12 protein-coding genes are annotated in these 17,722 nt (G+C 65.5%); 6 read left to right on the forward strand and 6 right to left on the reverse strand.

Annotation, left to right across the window (positions count from 1 at the left end; all coding sequences use genetic code 11):
* Positions 1–8: 8 nt before the first annotated feature.
* Positions 9–1,568, reverse strand: a complete 1,560-nt coding sequence (gene glgA / locus G7Z99_RS09910) for a glycogen synthase GlgA (protein WP_181093523.1) — start codon at positions 1,566–1,568, stop codon at positions 9–11.
* Positions 1,569–2,454: 886 nt separating this feature from the next.
* On the opposite strand from glgA, the gene gnd reads away from it, so the two are divergent.
* The 6 genes from gnd to nudC all read left to right on the forward strand — a co-directional run bounded on the left by gnd (position 2,455) and on the right by nudC (position 10,736).
* Complete coding sequence (gnd, locus tag G7Z99_RS09915; RefSeq protein ID WP_181093524.1) at positions 2,455–3,435, forward strand: phosphogluconate dehydrogenase (NAD(+)-dependent, decarboxylating); 981 nt, start codon at positions 2,455–2,457, stop codon at positions 3,433–3,435.
* Positions 3,432–4,931: a glucose-6-phosphate dehydrogenase gene (zwf, locus tag G7Z99_RS09920; RefSeq protein WP_181093525.1), complete on the forward strand. Its 1,500-nt coding sequence runs from the start codon at positions 3,432–3,434 to the stop codon at positions 4,929–4,931. The genes gnd and zwf overlap by 4 nt, the downstream gene beginning before the upstream one ends.
* Positions 4,932–4,952: 21 nt before the next feature.
* Positions 4,953–6,800, forward strand: a complete 1,848-nt coding sequence (locus G7Z99_RS09925) for a glycoside hydrolase family 15 protein (RefSeq protein ID WP_181093526.1) — start codon at positions 4,953–4,955, stop codon at positions 6,798–6,800.
* 89 nt (positions 6,801–6,889) lie between these two features.
* Positions 6,890–8,989 (forward strand): putative bifunctional diguanylate cyclase/phosphodiesterase, encoded by a 2,100-nt coding sequence (locus tag G7Z99_RS09930; protein ID WP_181093527.1) that lies wholly within the window; start codon positions 6,890–6,892, stop codon positions 8,987–8,989.
* A 70-nt stretch (positions 8,990–9,059) separates the two neighbouring features.
* On the forward strand, positions 9,060–9,872 hold the full coding sequence (locus G7Z99_RS09935) for a crotonase/enoyl-CoA hydratase family protein (RefSeq protein WP_181093528.1): 813 nt from the start codon (positions 9,060–9,062) through the stop codon (positions 9,870–9,872).
* Positions 9,873–9,905: 33 nt separating this feature from the next.
* On the forward strand, positions 9,906–10,736 hold the full coding sequence (gene nudC / locus G7Z99_RS09940) for an NAD(+) diphosphatase (RefSeq protein WP_181093529.1): 831 nt from the start codon (positions 9,906–9,908) through the stop codon (positions 10,734–10,736).
* Here the strand turns inward: nudC and G7Z99_RS09945 are convergent.
* From G7Z99_RS09945 to purB, 5 genes are all read right to left on the reverse strand, one after another.
* Entirely contained in the window at positions 10,704–11,483 is a 780-nt protein-coding gene (locus tag G7Z99_RS09945; protein ID WP_181093530.1) for a TSUP family transporter, read from the reverse strand. The two genes, nudC and G7Z99_RS09945, sit on opposite strands and share 33 nt — an antisense overlap.
* Positions 11,484–12,220: 737 nt before the next feature.
* On the reverse strand, positions 12,221–14,209 hold the full coding sequence (locus G7Z99_RS09950; RefSeq protein WP_181093531.1) for a DNA topoisomerase III: 1,989 nt from the start codon (positions 14,207–14,209) through the stop codon (positions 12,221–12,223).
* A gap of 343 nt (positions 14,210–14,552) precedes the next feature.
* A complete protein-coding gene (locus G7Z99_RS09955) occupies positions 14,553–14,975 on the reverse strand; it encodes a GNAT family N-acetyltransferase (protein ID WP_181093532.1) in 423 nt (140 codons plus the stop codon).
* Positions 14,968–16,134: a ribosomal protein uL16 3-hydroxylase gene (locus G7Z99_RS09960; RefSeq protein WP_181093533.1), complete on the reverse strand. Its 1,167-nt coding sequence runs from the start codon at positions 16,132–16,134 to the stop codon at positions 14,968–14,970. The genes G7Z99_RS09955 and G7Z99_RS09960 overlap by 8 nt, the downstream gene beginning before the upstream one ends.
* 81 nt (positions 16,135–16,215) lie before the next feature.
* The gene (gene purB / locus G7Z99_RS09965; protein ID WP_181093534.1) at positions 16,216–17,586 is read right to left on the reverse strand and encodes an adenylosuccinate lyase; all 1,371 of its coding nucleotides are present in this window, start codon (positions 17,584–17,586) and stop codon (positions 16,216–16,218) included.
* Between the last annotated feature and the right edge of the window lie 136 nt (positions 17,587–17,722).

A 17,722-nucleotide genomic window follows, 5' to 3' on the forward strand; every position in this document is an offset into this window, starting at 1 on the left:
TCCTCGACTCAGTAGTGAGCGGCCTGCGTCTGGCAGACCAGTTCTTCGTATAGACGGGCGTAGGGTTCGACCGCCTGGCACCAGTTGAACGGCTGTGTCATCGACAGGCAGCGCATGGCATTGAGCAGGTCTTTCTTCTCGTAGACATAGAAAGCACGGCCCAGGGCCTCGCGATAGCTGTCAGCAGTGGATTCGTCGAACAGGAAGCCCGTGACGCCATCCTCGATGGTGTCGGCCAGGCCGCCGGTGTTGCGCGCGACCGGCAGAGAGCCGAAGCGCTGCGCGTACATCTGGCTCAGGCCGCACGGCTCGTAGCGCGACGGCATCAGCAGGAAGTCGCTGCCGGCGAACATGCGCCGTGCATCGGTCTCATTGAAGCCGATGCGCACACCGATGCGACCGGGGTGACGCTTGGCCAGCTCGCGCATGGCCTGTTCTTCCTCGGGCTCGCCGCGACCGATAATCGCGATCTGACCGCCTTGCTCGACGATGTAGTCGGCCACGGCCAGGGTCAGGTCCAGGCCCTTCTGATAGACCAGGCGCGAGACCACGGCGAACAGCGGGCCGTCGCAGGCATCGAGCTGGAACAGGGCGCGGACCTCGTCGGCGTTGCGCGCCTTGCCTTCCCAGTCGTTGATGCTGAAGTTGTGCTGCAGGTGAGTGTCGGTGGCCGCATCCCAGCTTTCATCGATGCCGTTGGGGATGCCGCCCAGCAGGCCCATTTCGGCCTTGCTGGCCAGGAAGCCGTCCAGCCCGCAGCCGAAGGCCGGGGTGGTGATCTCGCGGGCGTAGGTCGCGCTGACCGTGGTGATGTGGCTGGAGTACGCCAGGCCGGCCTTCAGGTAGGACAGCTTGCCGTAGAACTCCATGCCTTCCTGTTGCAACGCATGGTCAGGGATCCCCAGCTCCGGGCAGCTGCCCAGGCTGTAGACACCCTGATAGGCCAGGTTGTGGATGGTGAACAGGGTCGGCACGTTCACACCACGCCAGTGCATGTAGGCAGGCGCCAGGCCAGTCGGCCAGTCGTGGGCGTGCACCAGTTCCGGACGCCAGTGGGTCATGCCTTCGCCAGCGGCCATCTCGGCTGCAGCCAGGCTCAGGCGAGCGAAGCGGATGTGATTGTCGGCCCAGTCGCGGCCCTCGTTGTCGCCGTAGGGGGTGCCTTCGCGCTCGTACAGTTCGGGGCAGATCAGCACGTAGATGACCAGCCCGTCAGGCAGGTCCATGCGGCCAATCTTGCAGGGCGGCAGGGCGGCATGGCCACCCAGCTGGCCCACGATGTGAATGGGGTTGTTGCTGTTCATCACCTGAGGGTAACCAGGGATGAGGATGCGCACGTCATGCAGGTGACTCAGCGCACGCGGCAATGCCGCGGACACGTCGCCCAGACCGCCGGTCTTCACCAAGTCGGCGATCTCCGAAGTGACGAAGAGAACTTTGCGTTTGTTCGGGTTGTGCTGGCGCTGGGCGCCGGGTGCCTTGGCTGTCGTCACGATGTCCTTGCGCGGCACTTCGTGAGGGTCCTGGGTGAAAGTGATTACATTGGGTTCGACAGCGGCACTGATCATACTTCTCTCCGTCCCTAAACGAGTGCCTTGCACCCGCGGCGTTGTCTCAAGCGTTGGTCTCTCTGAATGCGTGCTTACGTGTTGCAATCCATGCCCCGGTGAACGACTCACAGACACGGCACAGTGCGGCGATCCAGCCGCCAGGCGCTTGGTCTGTTCAGGGGTGGGTAGGCTCGGTCAAGGGAATGCCTTTTTCCGTAGCGTACTTAGGTGCTGACCTGTGCCGATCTCGGAAAGTTCGACTTGTTTTCGTCATAAATTCCAAGTGGTTCAAGGCCAACCCTCCGAGTGTAGGAGACAACGTGACAAAGGTGTGACCCGTCGGTCACTTTTTGCGATTAGTCTACTGTTTCAGTTTTGTAACAAGTCGTCTTGTGGTCCTGTCAAAGGGCCTGTCAGGCACCGTTTTGAACGTGGACGCCTGGAGGCGTGCAACTCTTGTGCCTTGTGAGCTGTGTCCAGGCCGGCGCCCCGGCAGGAGCCGCTTCCCAGCCGTGACCTGATGGCGCAGACAGGTACGATCTCCTGTGAGCGGCCCCAGCCGGGGCGCCGGACCGGCCGCGATTGGGCCCAACAGGCCCATGAAATCAGCTCCCTCCTTGTTTCAGGTAAACCTGCCTTGGCCAGCGACCTGCTCGTCAGCACGCGAAGCCTCAAGACCCAACGTCTTCACATGACCGTTCATGGTGCCCTCCACCCGCACACGTGCTCCAGCCTGGGGCAGCAGATGCCTGCCTGCTTCACCCATCGGCTCGCAGCGAGTGGTTGGAACCATTCCACAGGAATCTCGCTGACCCTCCCAGGCAGATGCTGAACCCTGAGCCACCGCGCTGGACTAACCTGAAACGGCACATGTCCTGCCATTCGCCCTGAAAAGGAGCCATACATGCAACTGGGAATCGTCGGGTTGGGCCGCATGGGCGGCAACATCGCAAGGCGCCTGATGCGCGCCGGTCACACCACGGTGGTCCACGACCGCAACAACGAGGCGGTCAGTACCTTGGTGCAGGAGGGCAGCACCGGTGCCCACGATCTGGAAGCACTGGTCAAGGCGCTCGATACGCCACGGGCGGTCTGGGTAATGCTGCCCGCCGGCGAGCCCACGGAACAGACCATCCAGAAGCTGGCCGAACTGCTCGAGCCGGGTGATGCGGTCATCGACGGGGGCAACACCTTCTACAAGGATGACGTGCGCCGCGCTGCTGCGCTCGCCGAGCGTGGCCTGCACTACCTGGACGTCGGCACCTCGGGGGGCGTGTGGGGCCTGGATCGAGGCTACTGCATGATGATCGGGGGCCAGAAGGACGCGTTCGAGCGCCTGGAGCCCCTGTTCAAGGCGCTGGCCCCGGGCGTCGGCAACATCCCGCGCACCCTGGGGCGCGAAGGCGAACCGGGCCGTGCCGAGCACGGCTACATCCATGCCGGCCCGCCTGGCGCCGGGCACTACGTGAAGATGGTGCACAACGGCATCGAGTACGGCTTGATGCAGGCCTATGCCGAAGGCTTCGACCTGCTGCGCAGCAAAGGCGGCGAGCACCTGGCTCCGGAGCAGCGCTTCGACCTGGACATGGGCGAGATCGCCGAAGTCTGGCGGCGCGGCAGCGTGGTCAGTTCATGGCTGCTCGACCTGACGGCCGATGCCCTGGTGGCCGATCCTCAGCTGGCGCACTTCAGCGGCGCGGTCGGTGACAGCGGCGAAGGGCGCTGGACCATCGATGCTGCCGTCGAACAGGCCGTGCCGGTGCCTGTCCTGTCCAGCGCACTGTTCGCCCGGTTCCGCTCGCGTCAGCAGCAGGGCACCTATGGCGACAAGCTGCTGTCGGCCATGCGCCTGGGCTTCGGCGGCCATGTCGAGAAGCCCGAATGAAGACAGACACGATCCCGACCGCACCTCCCTGCACCCTGTTCCTGTTCGGCGCCAGCGGCGATCTGGTCAAGCGCCTGCTGATGCCGGCGCTGTACAACCTGGCCCGTGACGGGTTGCTCGACCCGGACCTGCGCATCGTCGGGGTGGACCACAACACGTCCACCGCTGCCGAATTCGGCGAGCGCCTGCTGACGTTCATGCGCGAGCGTGCCACGGGGGGCGAGGGCGCCACCCAGCTCGACGAGACCCTGTGGGCCCGCCTGGCCGAACGCCTGGAGTACCAGACGGGGGATTTTCTGTCCGCCGAGACCTACACGGCCATCGCCGAGCGTATCGGACAGACCGAGCATGGCAACGCGGTCTTCTACCTGGCGACCGCACCGCGCTTCTTCCCCGAGGTCGCGCAACGCCTGGGTCAGGCCGGCCTGCTGGACGAAAGCCAGGGCGGCTTCCGGCGCCTGGTCATCGAGAAACCCTTCGGCACCGACCTGGCCAGCGCCGAGGCGCTCAATGCGGCCTTGCTGCAGGTCATGGGTGAGCGGCAGATCTACCGCATCGACCATTACCTGGGCAAGGAGACGGTGCAGAACATTCTGGTCAGCCGCTTCTCCAACGGCCTGTTCGAATCGTTCTGGAACAACCACTACATCGACCACGTGCAGATCACCGCAGCCGAGACCGTCGGCGTGGAAACCCGCGGCGCGTTCTACGACACCACCGGGGCGTTGCGCGACATGGTGCCCAACCACCTGTTCCAGTTGCTGGCGATGGTGGCCATGGAGCCACCGGCCGCCTTCGCCGCCGATGCGGTGCGCAGCGAAAAGGCCAAGGTCATCGGCGCGATCCGTCCCTGGTCGCCGAAGATGGCCTTGAAGAACTCGGTGCGCGGTCAGTACGTCGCCTCGACGGACGAAAAGGCGCTGCCGGGGTATCGCGACGAGGCCAACGTCGATCCCGAGAGCCAGACCGAAACCTACGTCGCGCTCAAGGTGATGATCGACAACTGGCGCTGGGTCGGGGTGCCGTTCTACCTGCGCACCGGCAAGCGCATGAGCGTACGCGACACCGAGATCGCCATCTGCTTCAAGCCGGCGCCCTATGCGCAATTCCGTGAATCGGAAGCCGAACGGCCCAAGCCCAACTACCTGAAGATCCAGATCCAGCCCAACGAGGGGATGTGGTTCGACCTGCAGGCCAAGCGCCCAGGGCCTGAACTGATCATGGAGAACGTCGAGCTGGGGTTCGCCTACAAGGACTTCTTCAAGATGACCCCGGCCACCGGCTACGAGACGCTGATCTACGACTGCCTGACCGGTGACCAGACCCTGTTCCAGCGTGCCGACAACATCGAGAACGGGTGGCGTGCGGTGCAGCCGTTCCTCGACGCCTGGGCCGACGGGGGCGAAGTGCACCCGTATGCAGCCGGCGAAGACGGCCCCGAGGCGGGCAAGGAGCTGCTGAGCCGTGACAAACGAGAGTGGCACCCGCTGGGTTGAGTGACCTTTTCTGGAGAAGACATGCCGGCTTTGATTGAAGATTATGCCTTGCTGGGCAACTGTCGCAGTGCGGCCCTGGTGAACCGTGACGGTTCGATGGACTGGCTGTGCATGCCCCGTTTCGATGCGCCGGCCGTGTTCGCGGCCCTGCTGGGCAACGAGGAAAACGGCCGCTGGCGCATCGCCCCCAGCGACACGGTGGAGCAGGTCGAGCGCAGCTACCTGGACGACACGCTGGTCCTGCAAACCACCTACACCACCGCCGCAGGCCGTGCCCGCGTCAGCGACTGCATGCCCATGGGCGAGCACAACACGGTTGTACGGATCATCGAGGGCCTGGTCGGGGAGACCGCATTCGAGATGGACCTGGTGCTGCGGTTCGACTACGGCCGCAGCGTGCCCTGGGTCGAAAAGCTCGACCCGCTGACCGTCAGCGCCGTGGCCGGACCGGACCGGTTGATCCTGCGCAGCACCGTCGAGACCCATGGCATGGATCACCACAGTGTCTGTCGTTTTCGCGTGGCGGCCGGCGAGCGGCATGTCTTCAGCCTGACCCATCAGCCCTCGCACCTGCCGCCCGAGGCGCCGGTGGACATCGACGACACCGTGCGGCACAGCATCGAACACTGGAGAGCCTTCGCCGCGCGTTGCCCCGACGTGGGCGAATGGACGCCGTTGGTGCGCCGCTCTCTGCTGACGCTCAAGGCCCTGACCTACGAGCCGACCGGAGGCATCGTTGCGGCGGCGACCACCTCGCTGCCCGAGCGTATCGGTGGCGAGCGCAACTGGGACTACCGCTTCTGCTGGCTGCGTGACGCCACCATGACCTTGCTGGCGTTCATGAACCTGGGCTACTTCGAGGAGGCCCAGGCCTGGCGCGAATGGTTGCTGCGCTCGGTGGCGGGGAACCCGGAGCAGATGCAGATCATGTATGGCCTGGCAGGCGAGCGTGACCTTCAGGAGTACACGTTGCCGTGGCTGGCCGGCTACGAGCACTCGCAGCCGGTGCGTGTCGGCAACGGCGCGGCCGGGCAGCACCAGCTGGACATCTACGGGGAGGTCGCCGACGCCATGACGCAAGCCGTCAAGGGCGGGCTGCCGACCCATCCGCGCAGTGCTTCCATCGCCCGTTCCATCATGCCCCACGTCGAGCGCATCTGGCGCGAGCCGGACGAGGGGATCTGGGAAGTCCGTGGCGGCAGTCAGCACTTCGTGCACTCCAAGGTCATGGCCTGGGTCGCCTTCGACCGGGTCGCCAGCCTGGCCCTGGACAACCCCGAGGAACACGCGCTGGGCGTGCACTATCGGCAGGTTGCCGACCAGATCCATCAGGAAGTGTGCGAACGTGGCCTGGACCCGACCGGCCAGCACTTCGTGCAGGCCTATGGTTCGAGCGAGACCGACGCCAGCCTGTTGCAGATCGCGCTGACCGGCTTCCTGCCGGCAGACGACCCCCGGTTCCTGCGCACGCTGGCGCAGATCGAGCAGCGGTTGCTGCACAACGGGCTACTGCTGCGCTATGACACCGAAAGCGCGTGCGATGGCCTGTCGACGGGCGAAGGCACGTTCCTGGTCTGCTCGTTCTGGCTGGCCGACGTCTACGTGCTGCTCGGCCGTCGAGACGACGCGCTGACGCTGTATGAGCGGCTGACCGGGCTGTGCAACGACGTCGGGTTGCTGGCCGAACAGTATGACCCCGTCGGCCAACGTATGCTGGGCAACTTCCCCCAGGCGTTCAGCCACATCGGCATCATCAACACGGCCCTCAACCTGCACCGGTCGCAATGCCCGGTAAACGATCGCGCCCACTGTGCCCAGGAACCAGTGGCGCGGTGGTCGCCGGTCGGCGAGGGCACGCACGTCGACTAGGCAGACGGATGGATCCAAAAGTGGCATAGTGGCAGCATTTTGGCGCCGATCCCCGCATGGGGTCGGCGTGTTTCATGAGGTCGCCCACCATGTTGTCCACTGCCAGCTCCGACACGATGTACCGCCTGCTCGTCCAGGGCGTCGTCGACTATGCCATCTACCTGCTGACCCCCGAAGGCGTGGTCGCCAACTGGAACCCGGGCGCACAGCGGGCCAAGGGGTATACGTCCGAGGAAATCATCGGGCAGCACTACTCGGTGTTCTATACCGACGTGGAGCGCAAGGCAGGCGTGGCCCAGCGTAATCTGGACCGTGCGCGCCAGGAGGGGCGTTTCGAGGACCAAGGCTGGCGGCAGCGCCAGGATGGCTCGGCGTTCTGGGCCCACGTGGTGATCGATGCCGTGTATGACGAGGCGGGCGAGCTGATCGGCTTCGCCAAGATCACCCGCGACATCAGCGAGCGACGCCAGCACGAACTGGAGCTGCTGGCAGCCAAGGAGCTGGCCGAGAGCTACAGCCAGGAAATGCAGACCTTGTCGCGGTTCCTCGACTCGGTGATCGCGCACATTCCCGCCAGCATCGTGGTCCAGGACGCCCATAGCCAGCGTATCCTGCTGGCCAACCAGCATGCCGAGCAGCTGTTCTGTGGCGCGCTCGGCGGCATGGTCGGACGCTTGCCAGAAGAGGCCCTGGCACCGGAGGCTGCGCACTACCTGCGTCAGCAGCTGGCCTGGGGCGCCGAACGCCGGCAGGCCCAGGTCATCGAAAACCGCGTGCCGACCCTGTTGGGCATGCGCACCCTGCGCAGCCGCGCCCTGCGTTGCGAAGACGCTACCTCCACCGACAGCTACGTGCTGTTCATCGCCGAGGATGTCACCGAGGAACGTGCCGCCCATGCCCAGATCCAGCACATGGCCCACCATGACGCGCTGACCGGCCTGCCCAATCGCACGCTGTTCAATGAACGGCTGCGCAAGGCCCTGGAGCGCGATGGCGCCAGCGGGCGGGTCACCGCGACCTTGTGCCTGGACCTGGACAACTTCAAGAACGTCAACGATGCCCTGGGGCATGCGTTCGGCGACAAGCTGCTGCGGGCGTTGAGCGGGCGTTTGCGCCGCGAGCTGCGCGACCAGGACACCCTGGCGCGCCTGGGGGGCGATGAGTTCGCGGTGGTGCTCGGCGACCTGGCATCGCCAGCACTGGCGCAGGCGACCGCACAGCGGCTGATCGACGCCGTCGCCCCCCCGTTCCACATCGAGGGGCACCGCTTTTCGCTGGGCCTGAGCATCGGCATCGCCTTTGCGCCCGTCGATCACCTGCAGGCCGAGCAATTGCTCGGTTATGCCGACATGGCCTTGTACGAGGCCAAGCGGCGCGGTCGCAACCGCCATGAAAGCTTCCACCTCGCCCTCGACGTCGCCGCGCGCAAGCGGCGCCTGGTCGAGACCGATCTGCGGGCGGCCTTGCACCTGGGGCAGCTGCAACTGCACTACCAGCCCATCGTCGACCGCACCGGCGAAGTGGTCACCGGGTACGAGGCGCTGGTGCGTTGGGATCACCCCAGCAAGGGCCTGATCATGCCGATGGACTTCATCCCCATCGCCGAGGAGTCCGGCCTGATCCACGAGGTCGGCAGCCGCGTGCTCAACCTGGCCTGCCGCGAGGCCGCAGGCTGGCAAAACGGGCAGACGGTCGCGGTCAACCTGTCGCCCAAGCAGTTCAAGAACAGCCACCTGGTGGAGGACGTGGCCCTGGCGCTGTCGGATTCAGGCCTGCCGGCGCAGCGCCTGGAGCTGGAAATCACCGAGTCGGTGCTGCTGGAGAACAGCGAGGAGAACATTCGCACTCTGCGCGCGCTCAAGCAGATGGGCGTCGGCATTTCCCTGGACGACTTCGGCACGGGCTACTCTTCGCTCGGCTACCTGCGCTCCTTCCCCTTCGACCGGATCAAGATCGACAAGTCGTTCGTGCACGAGATGGGCGAGAGCCGCGAGGCGCTGTCGATCATCCGGGCCATCACCGGCCTGAGCAGCAGCCTGCTGATCAAGACCACCGCCGAGGGCGTGGAGTCGCGCGAGCAGATGCTGCGCCTGGCGCAGGAGGGGTGCTCGCACCTGCAGGGCTATCTGTTCGGTCGGCCCAGCCCGATCATCGATCACCACCCTGGTTCGGGCTGCTCGCCGAGATAACGCCATGGCTGTCGTGGTCGCAGGCTGAGGTATAGTCCAGGCTCTGGCTCATTCTTCGCAGGAGTGTCGCGTGAATCCCTACACCGCCTTCAAGGTCGAACTGAACGACCACATCGCCCACATCCAGATCGACCGTGCCGACAAGGTCAACGCCATGCATGCGGCGTTCTGGGAAGAGATCGTCGAGGTCTTTCGCTGGGCCGACGAGACCGATGCCGTGCGCGTGGTGGTGCTCAGTGGCGCGGGCAAGCACTTTTCCGCCGGGATCGACCTGAGCCTGCTGGCCTCGGTGGCCGGTCAGCTGGGGCCTGACGTGGGCCGTAACGCTCGCACGCTGCGCCGCACCATCCTGCGCCTGCAGGCCTCGTTCGACGCGGTCGATCAATGCCGCAAGCCGGTGCTGGCAGCCATTCAGGGGTACTGCATCGGGGGCGCCATCGACCTGATCTCGGCCTGCGACATGCGCTACTGCAGCGCCGATGCGCATTTCTCGATCAAGGAAATCGACCTTGGCATGGCGGCCGATGTCGGAACCTTGCAGCGTCTGCCGCGGATCATCGGCGACGGCCTGCTGCGTGAGCTGGCGTACACCGGGCGTGCGGTCGAGGCCCAGGAGGCCCTGCACATCGGGCTGGTCAACCGCGTCTATGGCGACACGCCCGCCTTGCTGCAAGGTGTGTTCGACATCGCCGCGCAGATCGCCGCCAAGTCGCCACTGGCTGTCGCCGGGACGAAGCGGATGATCAGCTACATGCGCGACCACAGCGTGGCCGATGGGCTGGACTACGTCGCTACCTGGAACGCGGCCATGCTGCAATCGCAAGACGTGCGCCTGGCCATGCTGGCGCACACGAACCGACACACCCCAGACTTCGCCGATTGACGGTCAGTCGGCACGCCTCGAGGAACCGCTTGCATGTCGTCACGTTGGAGCACTGCAGTACTGGACCCGGACACCTCCGGTGGAGTGGCCGTCGCCCGCGGGCCGGAAGGCTTCCTGCTCGGTGAGCGGGGCCCGGTGTTCGATCGGGGCTGGCTCAAGCGCCAGGGGCTGGACGTCCTGTGCGAGCATGGCCTCGGTCATCTCGATGGGCAGCCGCTGTTCCTGCTCGAGCTGCGCAACACCGCCAGCGTGCCGGGTCACCGTTGGCAAGGGCTGCGGGCCTTCATGCTGGAAGGCGACTACACCGTCTACCAGGTGTTGGGCTATGCCGCGCAAATCGGCACCTGGGCGCGCGAACACCGCTTTTGCGGCAGTTGCGGGCAGCCGACCACGCAGGTGCGCTGGGAGCGGGCCATGCACTGTCCGGTCTGTGACCTGCGCAGCTATCCACGGATTTCACCCAGCATGATCGTGCTGGTGACCCGCGGCGACGAGGTGTTGCTGGCGCGCTCGCCGCGGTTCGTGACAGGGGTCTACAGCACCCTGGCCGGGTTTGCCGAGCCTGGCGAGTCGGCCGAGGACTGTCTGGTGCGCGAGGTGCGCGAGGAAGTGGCGGTGAGCGTGCGCAACATCCGCTATGTCGGCAGCCAGTGCTGGCCGTTCCCGCATTCCATGATGCTGGGCTTTCATGCCGAGTACGCCGGTGGCGAGATCGTCATGCAGCCGGAGGAGATCGAGGATGCCCGCTGGTTCGACATCCATGACCTGCCGCCGCTGCCTGCCACGCGCTCGATCGCGCGCCACCTGATCGATCTCTATGTGGCGCAGCGGTCAGGCCTGCCCGAACCAGTGCTGCCAGGCTAAGCGCACGGTCAGGGCCAGCACCACGGTGATGAACACCGGGCGGATGAACTTGCTGCCGCCGCTGATCGCCGTGCGGGCGCCGAAGAACGCGCCGCCCATCACCGAAAGGCCCATGGCCAGGCCGACGATCCAGTCCACCTGGCCGGAAAACACGAAGACCGACAGCGCTGCTGCGTTGCTGACGAAGTTCATGCTGCGTGCCACGCCACTGGCGCGCACCAGGTCGACCGGGTAGAGCAGCAGGGTGCTTACCGTCCAGAAGGCGCCCGTGCCGGGGCCGGCGACGCCATCGTAGAAGCCCAGCGACAGGCCTTGGGGCAGTTGCCAGGTCTTGCGGATGGGCGCGTCGGCGTCGGCAGGCGCTTTCGGCGTGCCGCCGAACAACAGGTACAGGCCGCAGGCGAAGACCATGACCGGCAGCATCTTGTTCAGCCATTCGGCAGGCAGGTAGTGGGCGACCACGGCGCCCAGCAGCGCGCCGACCAGCGTGCCGCCGATCGCCAGACGCCACTGTGCCGGGTGGAACAGCTTGCGTCGGTAGTAGGTGAGGGTCGCGGTGGCCGAGCCGAAGGTGGAACTGAGCTTGTTGGTGCCCAGCACCAGGTGAGGGGGCATGCCTGCGGTCAGCAAGGCGGGCACGGTCAGCAGCCCGCCGCCGCCTGCGATCGCATCGATGAAACCGGCGAGAAAGGCGACGCCGATGAGGATCAGCAGGGTGAGGGGTTCAACGGTGAGTTCGAAAGGCATGAGAAGGGCGCTTGAAGGGTGAAGGAGGTCAGGTTCTGCGGCGAGGCGAGGTTCATCGCTGACAAAGCCGACACCCCTGTCGATCACGCATCCCTGTTCTTGGTCTGCCATGGTAACCAGCAATGGACGAGCCTGTCAGCTTCGATACGGTTGCTTGTTCAGCGACGGGTGTCCTGTCGCGGGCGATGATCTTCTTGGGCCTACACCAGGCTCTACCCGAATGATCGATTTCACGGGGTCGAAGGGCCAGGCCTTTCCAACCTCTTGGAAAAAGCCTCAAGGCAGCGCCATTGTTGCATCCACGGGTTCACCGGCCTGGTACAGGCAAGCGCAGTCCTCCTGTGGGAGCAACTGTCTTTTCTACTCGGTACATGCCCGGCCGCATGCGGCGCCTGGCAGGGCCCTATCGCTGGCAAGCCAGCTCCCACCCAGACCTCTGCAGCCATCAATGTAGGCATGACTGCGCAAGCAGCTTGTGGGAGCGGGCTTGCCCGCGATAGCGTCCGGCTCATCACCGCCTGTATCGCGGGCAAGCCCGCTCCCACAGGGGGGTTGAACCGCTTTGCCAGATCAGTGATGTGGTCTACGTCGTATTAGGCCAACGCGGTACGGCATCAATCGTCGCTAATCGTCGCTGGAAAAGACGATTCATGCCATGAGCGCAGGCCTGCCGTGACCAAGGTAGCCACAAGGTACAGGGCCCTGTCAGCGAAGGATCACACCCCCAGACCCGGCACTCAATCCGCCTTGGGCGCTCTTCGCTGCCGTGGCGCGCCAGCCGTCGCCTTGCCAGCGGTGCTCTTGGTCTTGGCGCCATCGCCCGAACGCGCCCCACTGGCCTTGCGCTTCTTCTTCCACGGGGCGCCCGCCTTGCCCGCCGGGGCGGCCGGCCCGGTGATGGTCAGGCGCATGCCCGCGCAACGCTCCACCAGCTTGCCGACCCACGCCGACTGCCGCGTGACGAACTCTTCCAAGGTCATCTCGCCGCTTTGCACCATGTCCAGCGCCTGCTCCCAGATCGCCGTCGTCCCAGGGTCGGCGATGGCCTTGGGCACGGCGGCGATCAGGCTGCGGGCGGCCGGCGTGGCGACCAGGGCCTTGCCGTTCTTGACCAGGTAGCCCCGGTCGAGCAGCCCCTGGATGATGCTGGCGCGGGTCGCTTCGGTGCCGATGCCCGTGGTTTCCTTGAGCTTCTGCTTGAGCCGCGGGTCTTCGACCCACTTGGCCACGTTCTTCATGGCCTTGATCAGGTCGCCCTCGGTGAACGGTTTGGGCGGCTGCGTCCACAGGTCCTTGAGCAGCACCTCGAGCACGCGGCACGTCATGCCCTGGTTCAGCACAGGCAGCACTTGCGCAGGTGGGGCTTCACGGCCCTTGGCCGGCGCTAGCGCCTCCGGCAGGGCGCGGCGCCAGCCCGGTTCGACGATCTGCTTGCCGACGGCGCGCAGGGCATGGCCGGCACTGTCGAACTCGGCCTGGGTGCGATCGTACTCGTGGTGGGGCAGGAACTGCGCCAGATAGCGCGCCCGGATCAGCGTGTACACCGCCTTGGCCGTGCCGGGCAGGCGTTCCGGGTCACTGGCGACGGCCGTCGGGATGATGCCGTGGTGCGCGGTGACCTTGGCATCGTTCCAGGCGCGTGAGCGCCGCTGCGGCTGCAGGTACGGTTGCAGCGAGGCCAGGCGCGCATCGGCACGCTGCAGCGCCGACAGAATGCTTGCCGCCTCGCCATGCTGGCTCAGCGGCAGGTAGCCGCAGTCGCTGCGCGGGTAGGTGATCAGCTTGTGCGTCTCGTACAGCGACTGGGCGATGTCCAGCGTTTCCTGTGCCCCTAGCCCCAACTTCTTCGAGCACACTTCCTGCAAGGTGCCCAGGTCGAACGGCAAAGGCGCGACCTCGCGGACACGCTCGGTGGCCACTTCGAGCACCGTCGCCGTGGCGGCGGCGCGCATCGCCTGCGCCGCCTGCTCGGCGACTTCGCGTTTCAGGCAGCGTCCCTGATCGTCGCTCTGGTCTTCAGGCACGCGCCAGTGGGCGGTGAACGTGGTGCCCGCGTGGTCGAGCTGCGCCTCGATGGCCCAGTAGGGCATGGGCACGAAGGCCTCGATGCTGTGGTCGCGGTCCACGATCAGGCGCAAGGTAGGCGTCTGCACACGGCCGACCGGCAGCACGCCCTGATAGCCCGACTGACGCCCGAGCAAGGTGAACAGACGGCTCATGTTCATGCCGATCAGCCAGTCGGCGCGTGAACGACCCAAGGCCGAGTGGTAGAGCGTGAAGGTGTCCTGCCCAGGGCGCAATTGCCCGAGCGCCTTGCGGATCGACGCCTCGTCCAGCGCCGACAGCCACAGCCGCTGGATCGGCCCGCGGTAACGGCAGTGTTCCACCAGTTCGCGGGCGATCATCTCCCCCTCACGGTCGGCGTCGGTAGCGATCACCAGTTCGCGTGCTTCACCGAGCAGGCGCTTGACCACCTTGAACTGGCTGGCGGTCTTGGGTTTGACCAGCATCTTCCAGGCCGGCGGAATGATCGGCAGGTCGCTCAGCACCCAGCGCTTGTAACGCTCGTCGTAGCTGTCGGGCGGGGCGGTCTCGAGCAGGTGGCCGATGCACCAGGTGACGCAGACGTCGGGGCCCTGCCAGCAGCCGTCACCTCGCCGACGGGCGCCCAGAACACTGGCGATGTCCTTGGCTTGTGAGGGTTTTTCGCAGAGGAACAGCCGCATGGGGCGCAAACGCTTCGTGAAGGGTCGAGGCGTGTCAGGATGGGGAAAATCGGGGCGGTAGGCAAGCGTTATCTGTACGGATGTACAGGTTGGGCCGGGGCGAGCGGTGCGGAGTGCTCGTCGCAGGGCGCATACAAGCCTATCGCGGGCAAGCCCGCTCCCACACGCACATGGGCTGCGCCACGGATGTTGGACACTTTGTCCATCATCTGAAGTGCAGTTCAATAACCTCATCCTGATCTTGCAGTCGAGCGTCTACTGGATGGGAGTGGCTGCTCTTGTGGGAGCGGGCTTGCCCGCGATGACGGTGGCAGTCTCGCCACCGTCTCGCCAGCAAGACGGGTTATGCCTCGCGCACCATGTCCACGTGCGGAATGCCCGCTTCGAGGAACTCTTCGCTCACCACCCGGAACCCGAGCTGCTCGTAGAACGCGGTCGCATGCACCTGGGCGCTGAGCATCTGCTGAGCCAGGCCTTGCGCTTCGGCTTCCTGGATCACGGCGTGCAACAACATCTGCCCGACCTTCAGGCCGCGCCAGTCCTTGAGCACCGAGACCCGGCCGATGGTGCCGTCGCGCAGCAAGCGTGCCGTGCCGACCGGGTAATCGCCTTCGAGCGCCAGGAAGTGCAGCGCCGTGGCATCCTCGGCATCCCATTCCAGCTCGGGCGGCACGTGCTGCTCGGCCACGAACACGGCCTCGCGGATGCACCGGATGGCCGCGTTGTCCTTGTGCCAGTCGGCCAGGCGCACACGGACCTTATTCATCGGCGAAACCCAGGCTGCCTTGCTTGACCAGCTGGCAGACCAAGGTCAGGCCGTCTTCGTCTTCCAGCCAGGGCGCCAGGTTCTCGATGTGCAGGGCGTCGGCGGCGCAGACCAGCTTGAGCAGCTCGCGCAGGTGCCCCGGCAGCAGGCGGCTCTGACCGCTGGCGAACAGCAGCAGGTCGTCGTCGACTTCCGACCAGGCCATCCGCGCGCTCGGGTTGCGAATCAGGATGGCGCCTTGCTCCAGGCTGTCGAGCAAGTCCTCTTCGGTCAGCGCTTCGCCGCTCACCAGTTCCGGGTAGCGCGGTTCGGTCATGAACTGGCCGAACCAGGTCAGCAGCAGGCGCTCATCGCCCATGTGCTCGCTGAGCAACGCCTTGAGGCGGTCGAGCGAGTCGCGCTGGATCTGGTGCGGGTCGCGTGCCGGCTCGGCATCGGCGTCGCTGTAGCGCTCTTCGTCCGGCAGGAACTGGCTGAGGAAGTCGGTGAAGTGGGTCAGGACTTCGGCAGCGCTCGGTGCACGGAAGCCGACCGAGTAGGTCAGGCAGTCGTTTTCGGCGACGCCGTAGTGCGCCAGGCGAGGCGGCAGGTACAGCATGTCGCCGGGCTCGAGTGTCCACTCGTCGCTCTGCTCGAAGTCGGCGAGGATGCGCAGGTCGGCATGGGTGATCAGCGGGCTGTCGCTGTCGCACACCTGGCCGATCTTCCAGTTGCGCTTGCCCATGCCTTGCAGCAGGAACACGTCGTAGTTGTCGAAGTGCGGGCCGACGCTGCCGCCTGGGGCGGCGAAGCTGATCATCACGTCATCGATGCGCCAGCTGGGCAGGAAGCGGAAATGCTCCAGCAGCTCGGCCACTTCAGGAACGAACTGATCGACCGCCTGCACCAGCAGCGTCCAGTCGCGTTCGGGCAGCTCGGCGAACGTCTGCTCGGTGAACGGGCCGCGACGCAGCTCCCAGGGGCGCTCGCCCTGCTCGAGCACCAGGCGCGACTCGACTTCCTCTTCCAGCGCCAGGCCGGCCAGTTCGTCGGCATCGATCGGGCTTTCGAAGTCGGTGAAGGCCTTGCGTACCAGCAAAGGCTTCTTCTGCCAGTAGTCGCGCAGGAACTCGCGTGCCGTCAGGCCGCCCAGCAGCTGAAGTGGGGTATCAGGATTCATGTTCAACCTATTGATAAAACTGGGTTTTGGGTCACGAATAAAAACGCCCGGCCAGGCCGGGCGTTGCACACAAGGCGCCGATCAGATGCGTCTGGCCTGCTCGGCGGCATTGCCGATGTAACGGGCAGGGGTCAGTGCCTTCAGCTCGGCCTTGGCCTCGGCCGGCATGTCCAGGCCGTCGATGAAGGTCAACAGGGCGTCTGGGGTAATGCCCTTGCCACGGGTCAGCTCCTTGAGCTTCTCGTAGGGGTTCTCGATGTTGAAGCGGCGCATCACCGTCTGGATCGGCTCGGCGAGCACTTCCCAGCACGCGTCGAGGTCGGCGGCGATGCGCTGGAGGTTGATCTCCAGCTTGCCGATGCCCTTGAGGCTGGCCTCGTAGGCGATGACGCTGTGCGCGAAGCCCACGCCCAGGTTGCGCAGCACCGTGGAGTCGGTCAGGTCACGCTGCCAGCGAGAGATCGGCAGCTTGCTCGCCAGGTGCTGGAACAGCGCGTTGGCGATGCCGAGGTTGCCTTCGGAGTTCTCGAAGTCGATCGGGTTGACCTTGTGCGGCATGGTCGAGGAGCCGATTTCGCCGGCCACGGTCTTCTGCTTGAAGTAGCCCAGCGAGATGTAGCCCCAGACGTCACGGTCGAAGTCGATGAGGATGGTGTTGAAGCGCGCGATGGCGTCGAACAGCTCGGCGATGTAGTCGTGCGGTTCGATCTGGGTGGTGTAGGGGTTGAACACCAGGCCCAGCTCGTCTTCGATGAAGGCACGGGCATTGGCTTCCCAGTCGATCTGCGAGTAGGCCGACAGGTGCGCATTGTAGTTGCCCACGGCGCCGTTGATCTTGCCCAGCAGCGGCACGGCAGCGACCTGGGCGATCTGGCGCTCCAGGCGGTAGACCACGTTGGCCAGTTCCTTGCCCAGGGTCGTCGGCGAGGCCGGCTGGCCGTGGGTGCGCGACAGCATCGGCACGTCGGCGTGCAGGTGGGCGAGGGCGCGGATGGCCTCGGCGATCTGGCGCATCAGCGGCAGCAGCACGTCGTCCCGGCCAGCACGCAGCATCAGCGCGTGGGACAGGTTGTTGATGTCCTCGCTGGTGCAGGCGAAGTGGATGAATTCGCTGACCTTGTCCAGCTCCGGCAGTTGCGCCGCCTGCTCCTTGAGCAGGTACTCGATGGCCTTGACGTCATGGTTGGTGGTGCGTTCGATCTCCTTCACACGCTCGGCATGCTCGAGCTGGAAATCGGTGGCCAGGCGGTCGAGCACGGCGTTGGCCTGCTCGGAGAAGGCCGGCACTTCCTCGATCTGCGGGTGGGCTGCCAGGCGCTGCAGCCAGCGGACTTCGACCAGGGCCCGGAAACGGATCAGGCCGTATTCACTGAAGATCGGGCGCAAGGCCTGGGTTTTGCCGGCGTAGCGGCCGTCTACGGGGGAAACCGCGGTGAGCGAGGAAAGCTGCATGGCGTATTCTCGGACAGTCAGGCTTTTGGAGGGCGCATATCATACATGAAAAGCGCGACCTTGCGTCGCGCACTGCACACCATCGGTCTCGGACAACGCGCGTGTCGCCCGGTGCCGTCTCTGCTCGCCTATTTTG

The organism is Pseudomonas entomophila (genome assembly GCF_013523165.1).
Taxonomy (GTDB): Bacteria; Pseudomonadota; Gammaproteobacteria; order Pseudomonadales; family Pseudomonadaceae; genus Aquipseudomonas; species Aquipseudomonas entomophila_A.

Excerpts from the sequence above, each read along its gene's own strand:
- glgA (WP_181093523.1), bottom strand. The coding sequence starts at position 1,568 with ATGATCAGTGCCGCTGTCGAACCCAATGTAATCACTTTCACCCAGGAC.
- gnd (WP_181093524.1), top strand. The coding sequence starts at position 2,455 with ATGCAACTGGGAATCGTCGGGTTGGGCCGCATGGGCGGCAACATCGCA.
- zwf (WP_181093525.1), top strand. The coding sequence starts at position 3,432 with ATGAAGACAGACACGATCCCGACCGCACCTCCCTGCACCCTGTTCCTG.
- G7Z99_RS09925 (WP_181093526.1), top strand. The coding sequence starts at position 4,953 with ATGCCGGCTTTGATTGAAGATTATGCCTTGCTGGGCAACTGTCGCAGT.
- G7Z99_RS09930 (WP_181093527.1), top strand. The coding sequence starts at position 6,890 with ATGTTGTCCACTGCCAGCTCCGACACGATGTACCGCCTGCTCGTCCAG.
- nudC (WP_181093529.1), top strand. The coding sequence starts at position 9,906 with ATGTCGTCACGTTGGAGCACTGCAGTACTGGACCCGGACACCTCCGGT.
- G7Z99_RS09945 (WP_181093530.1), bottom strand. The coding sequence starts at position 11,483 with ATGCCTTTCGAACTCACCGTTGAACCCCTCACCCTGCTGATCCTCATC.
- G7Z99_RS09950 (WP_181093531.1), bottom strand. The coding sequence starts at position 14,209 with ATGCGGCTGTTCCTCTGCGAAAAACCCTCACAAGCCAAGGACATCGCC.
- G7Z99_RS09955 (WP_181093532.1), bottom strand. The coding sequence starts at position 14,975 with ATGAATAAGGTCCGTGTGCGCCTGGCCGACTGGCACAAGGACAACGCG.
- G7Z99_RS09960 (WP_181093533.1), bottom strand. The coding sequence starts at position 16,134 with ATGAATCCTGATACCCCACTTCAGCTGCTGGGCGGCCTGACGGCACGC.
- purB (WP_181093534.1), bottom strand. The coding sequence starts at position 17,586 with ATGCAGCTTTCCTCGCTCACCGCGGTTTCCCCCGTAGACGGCCGCTAC.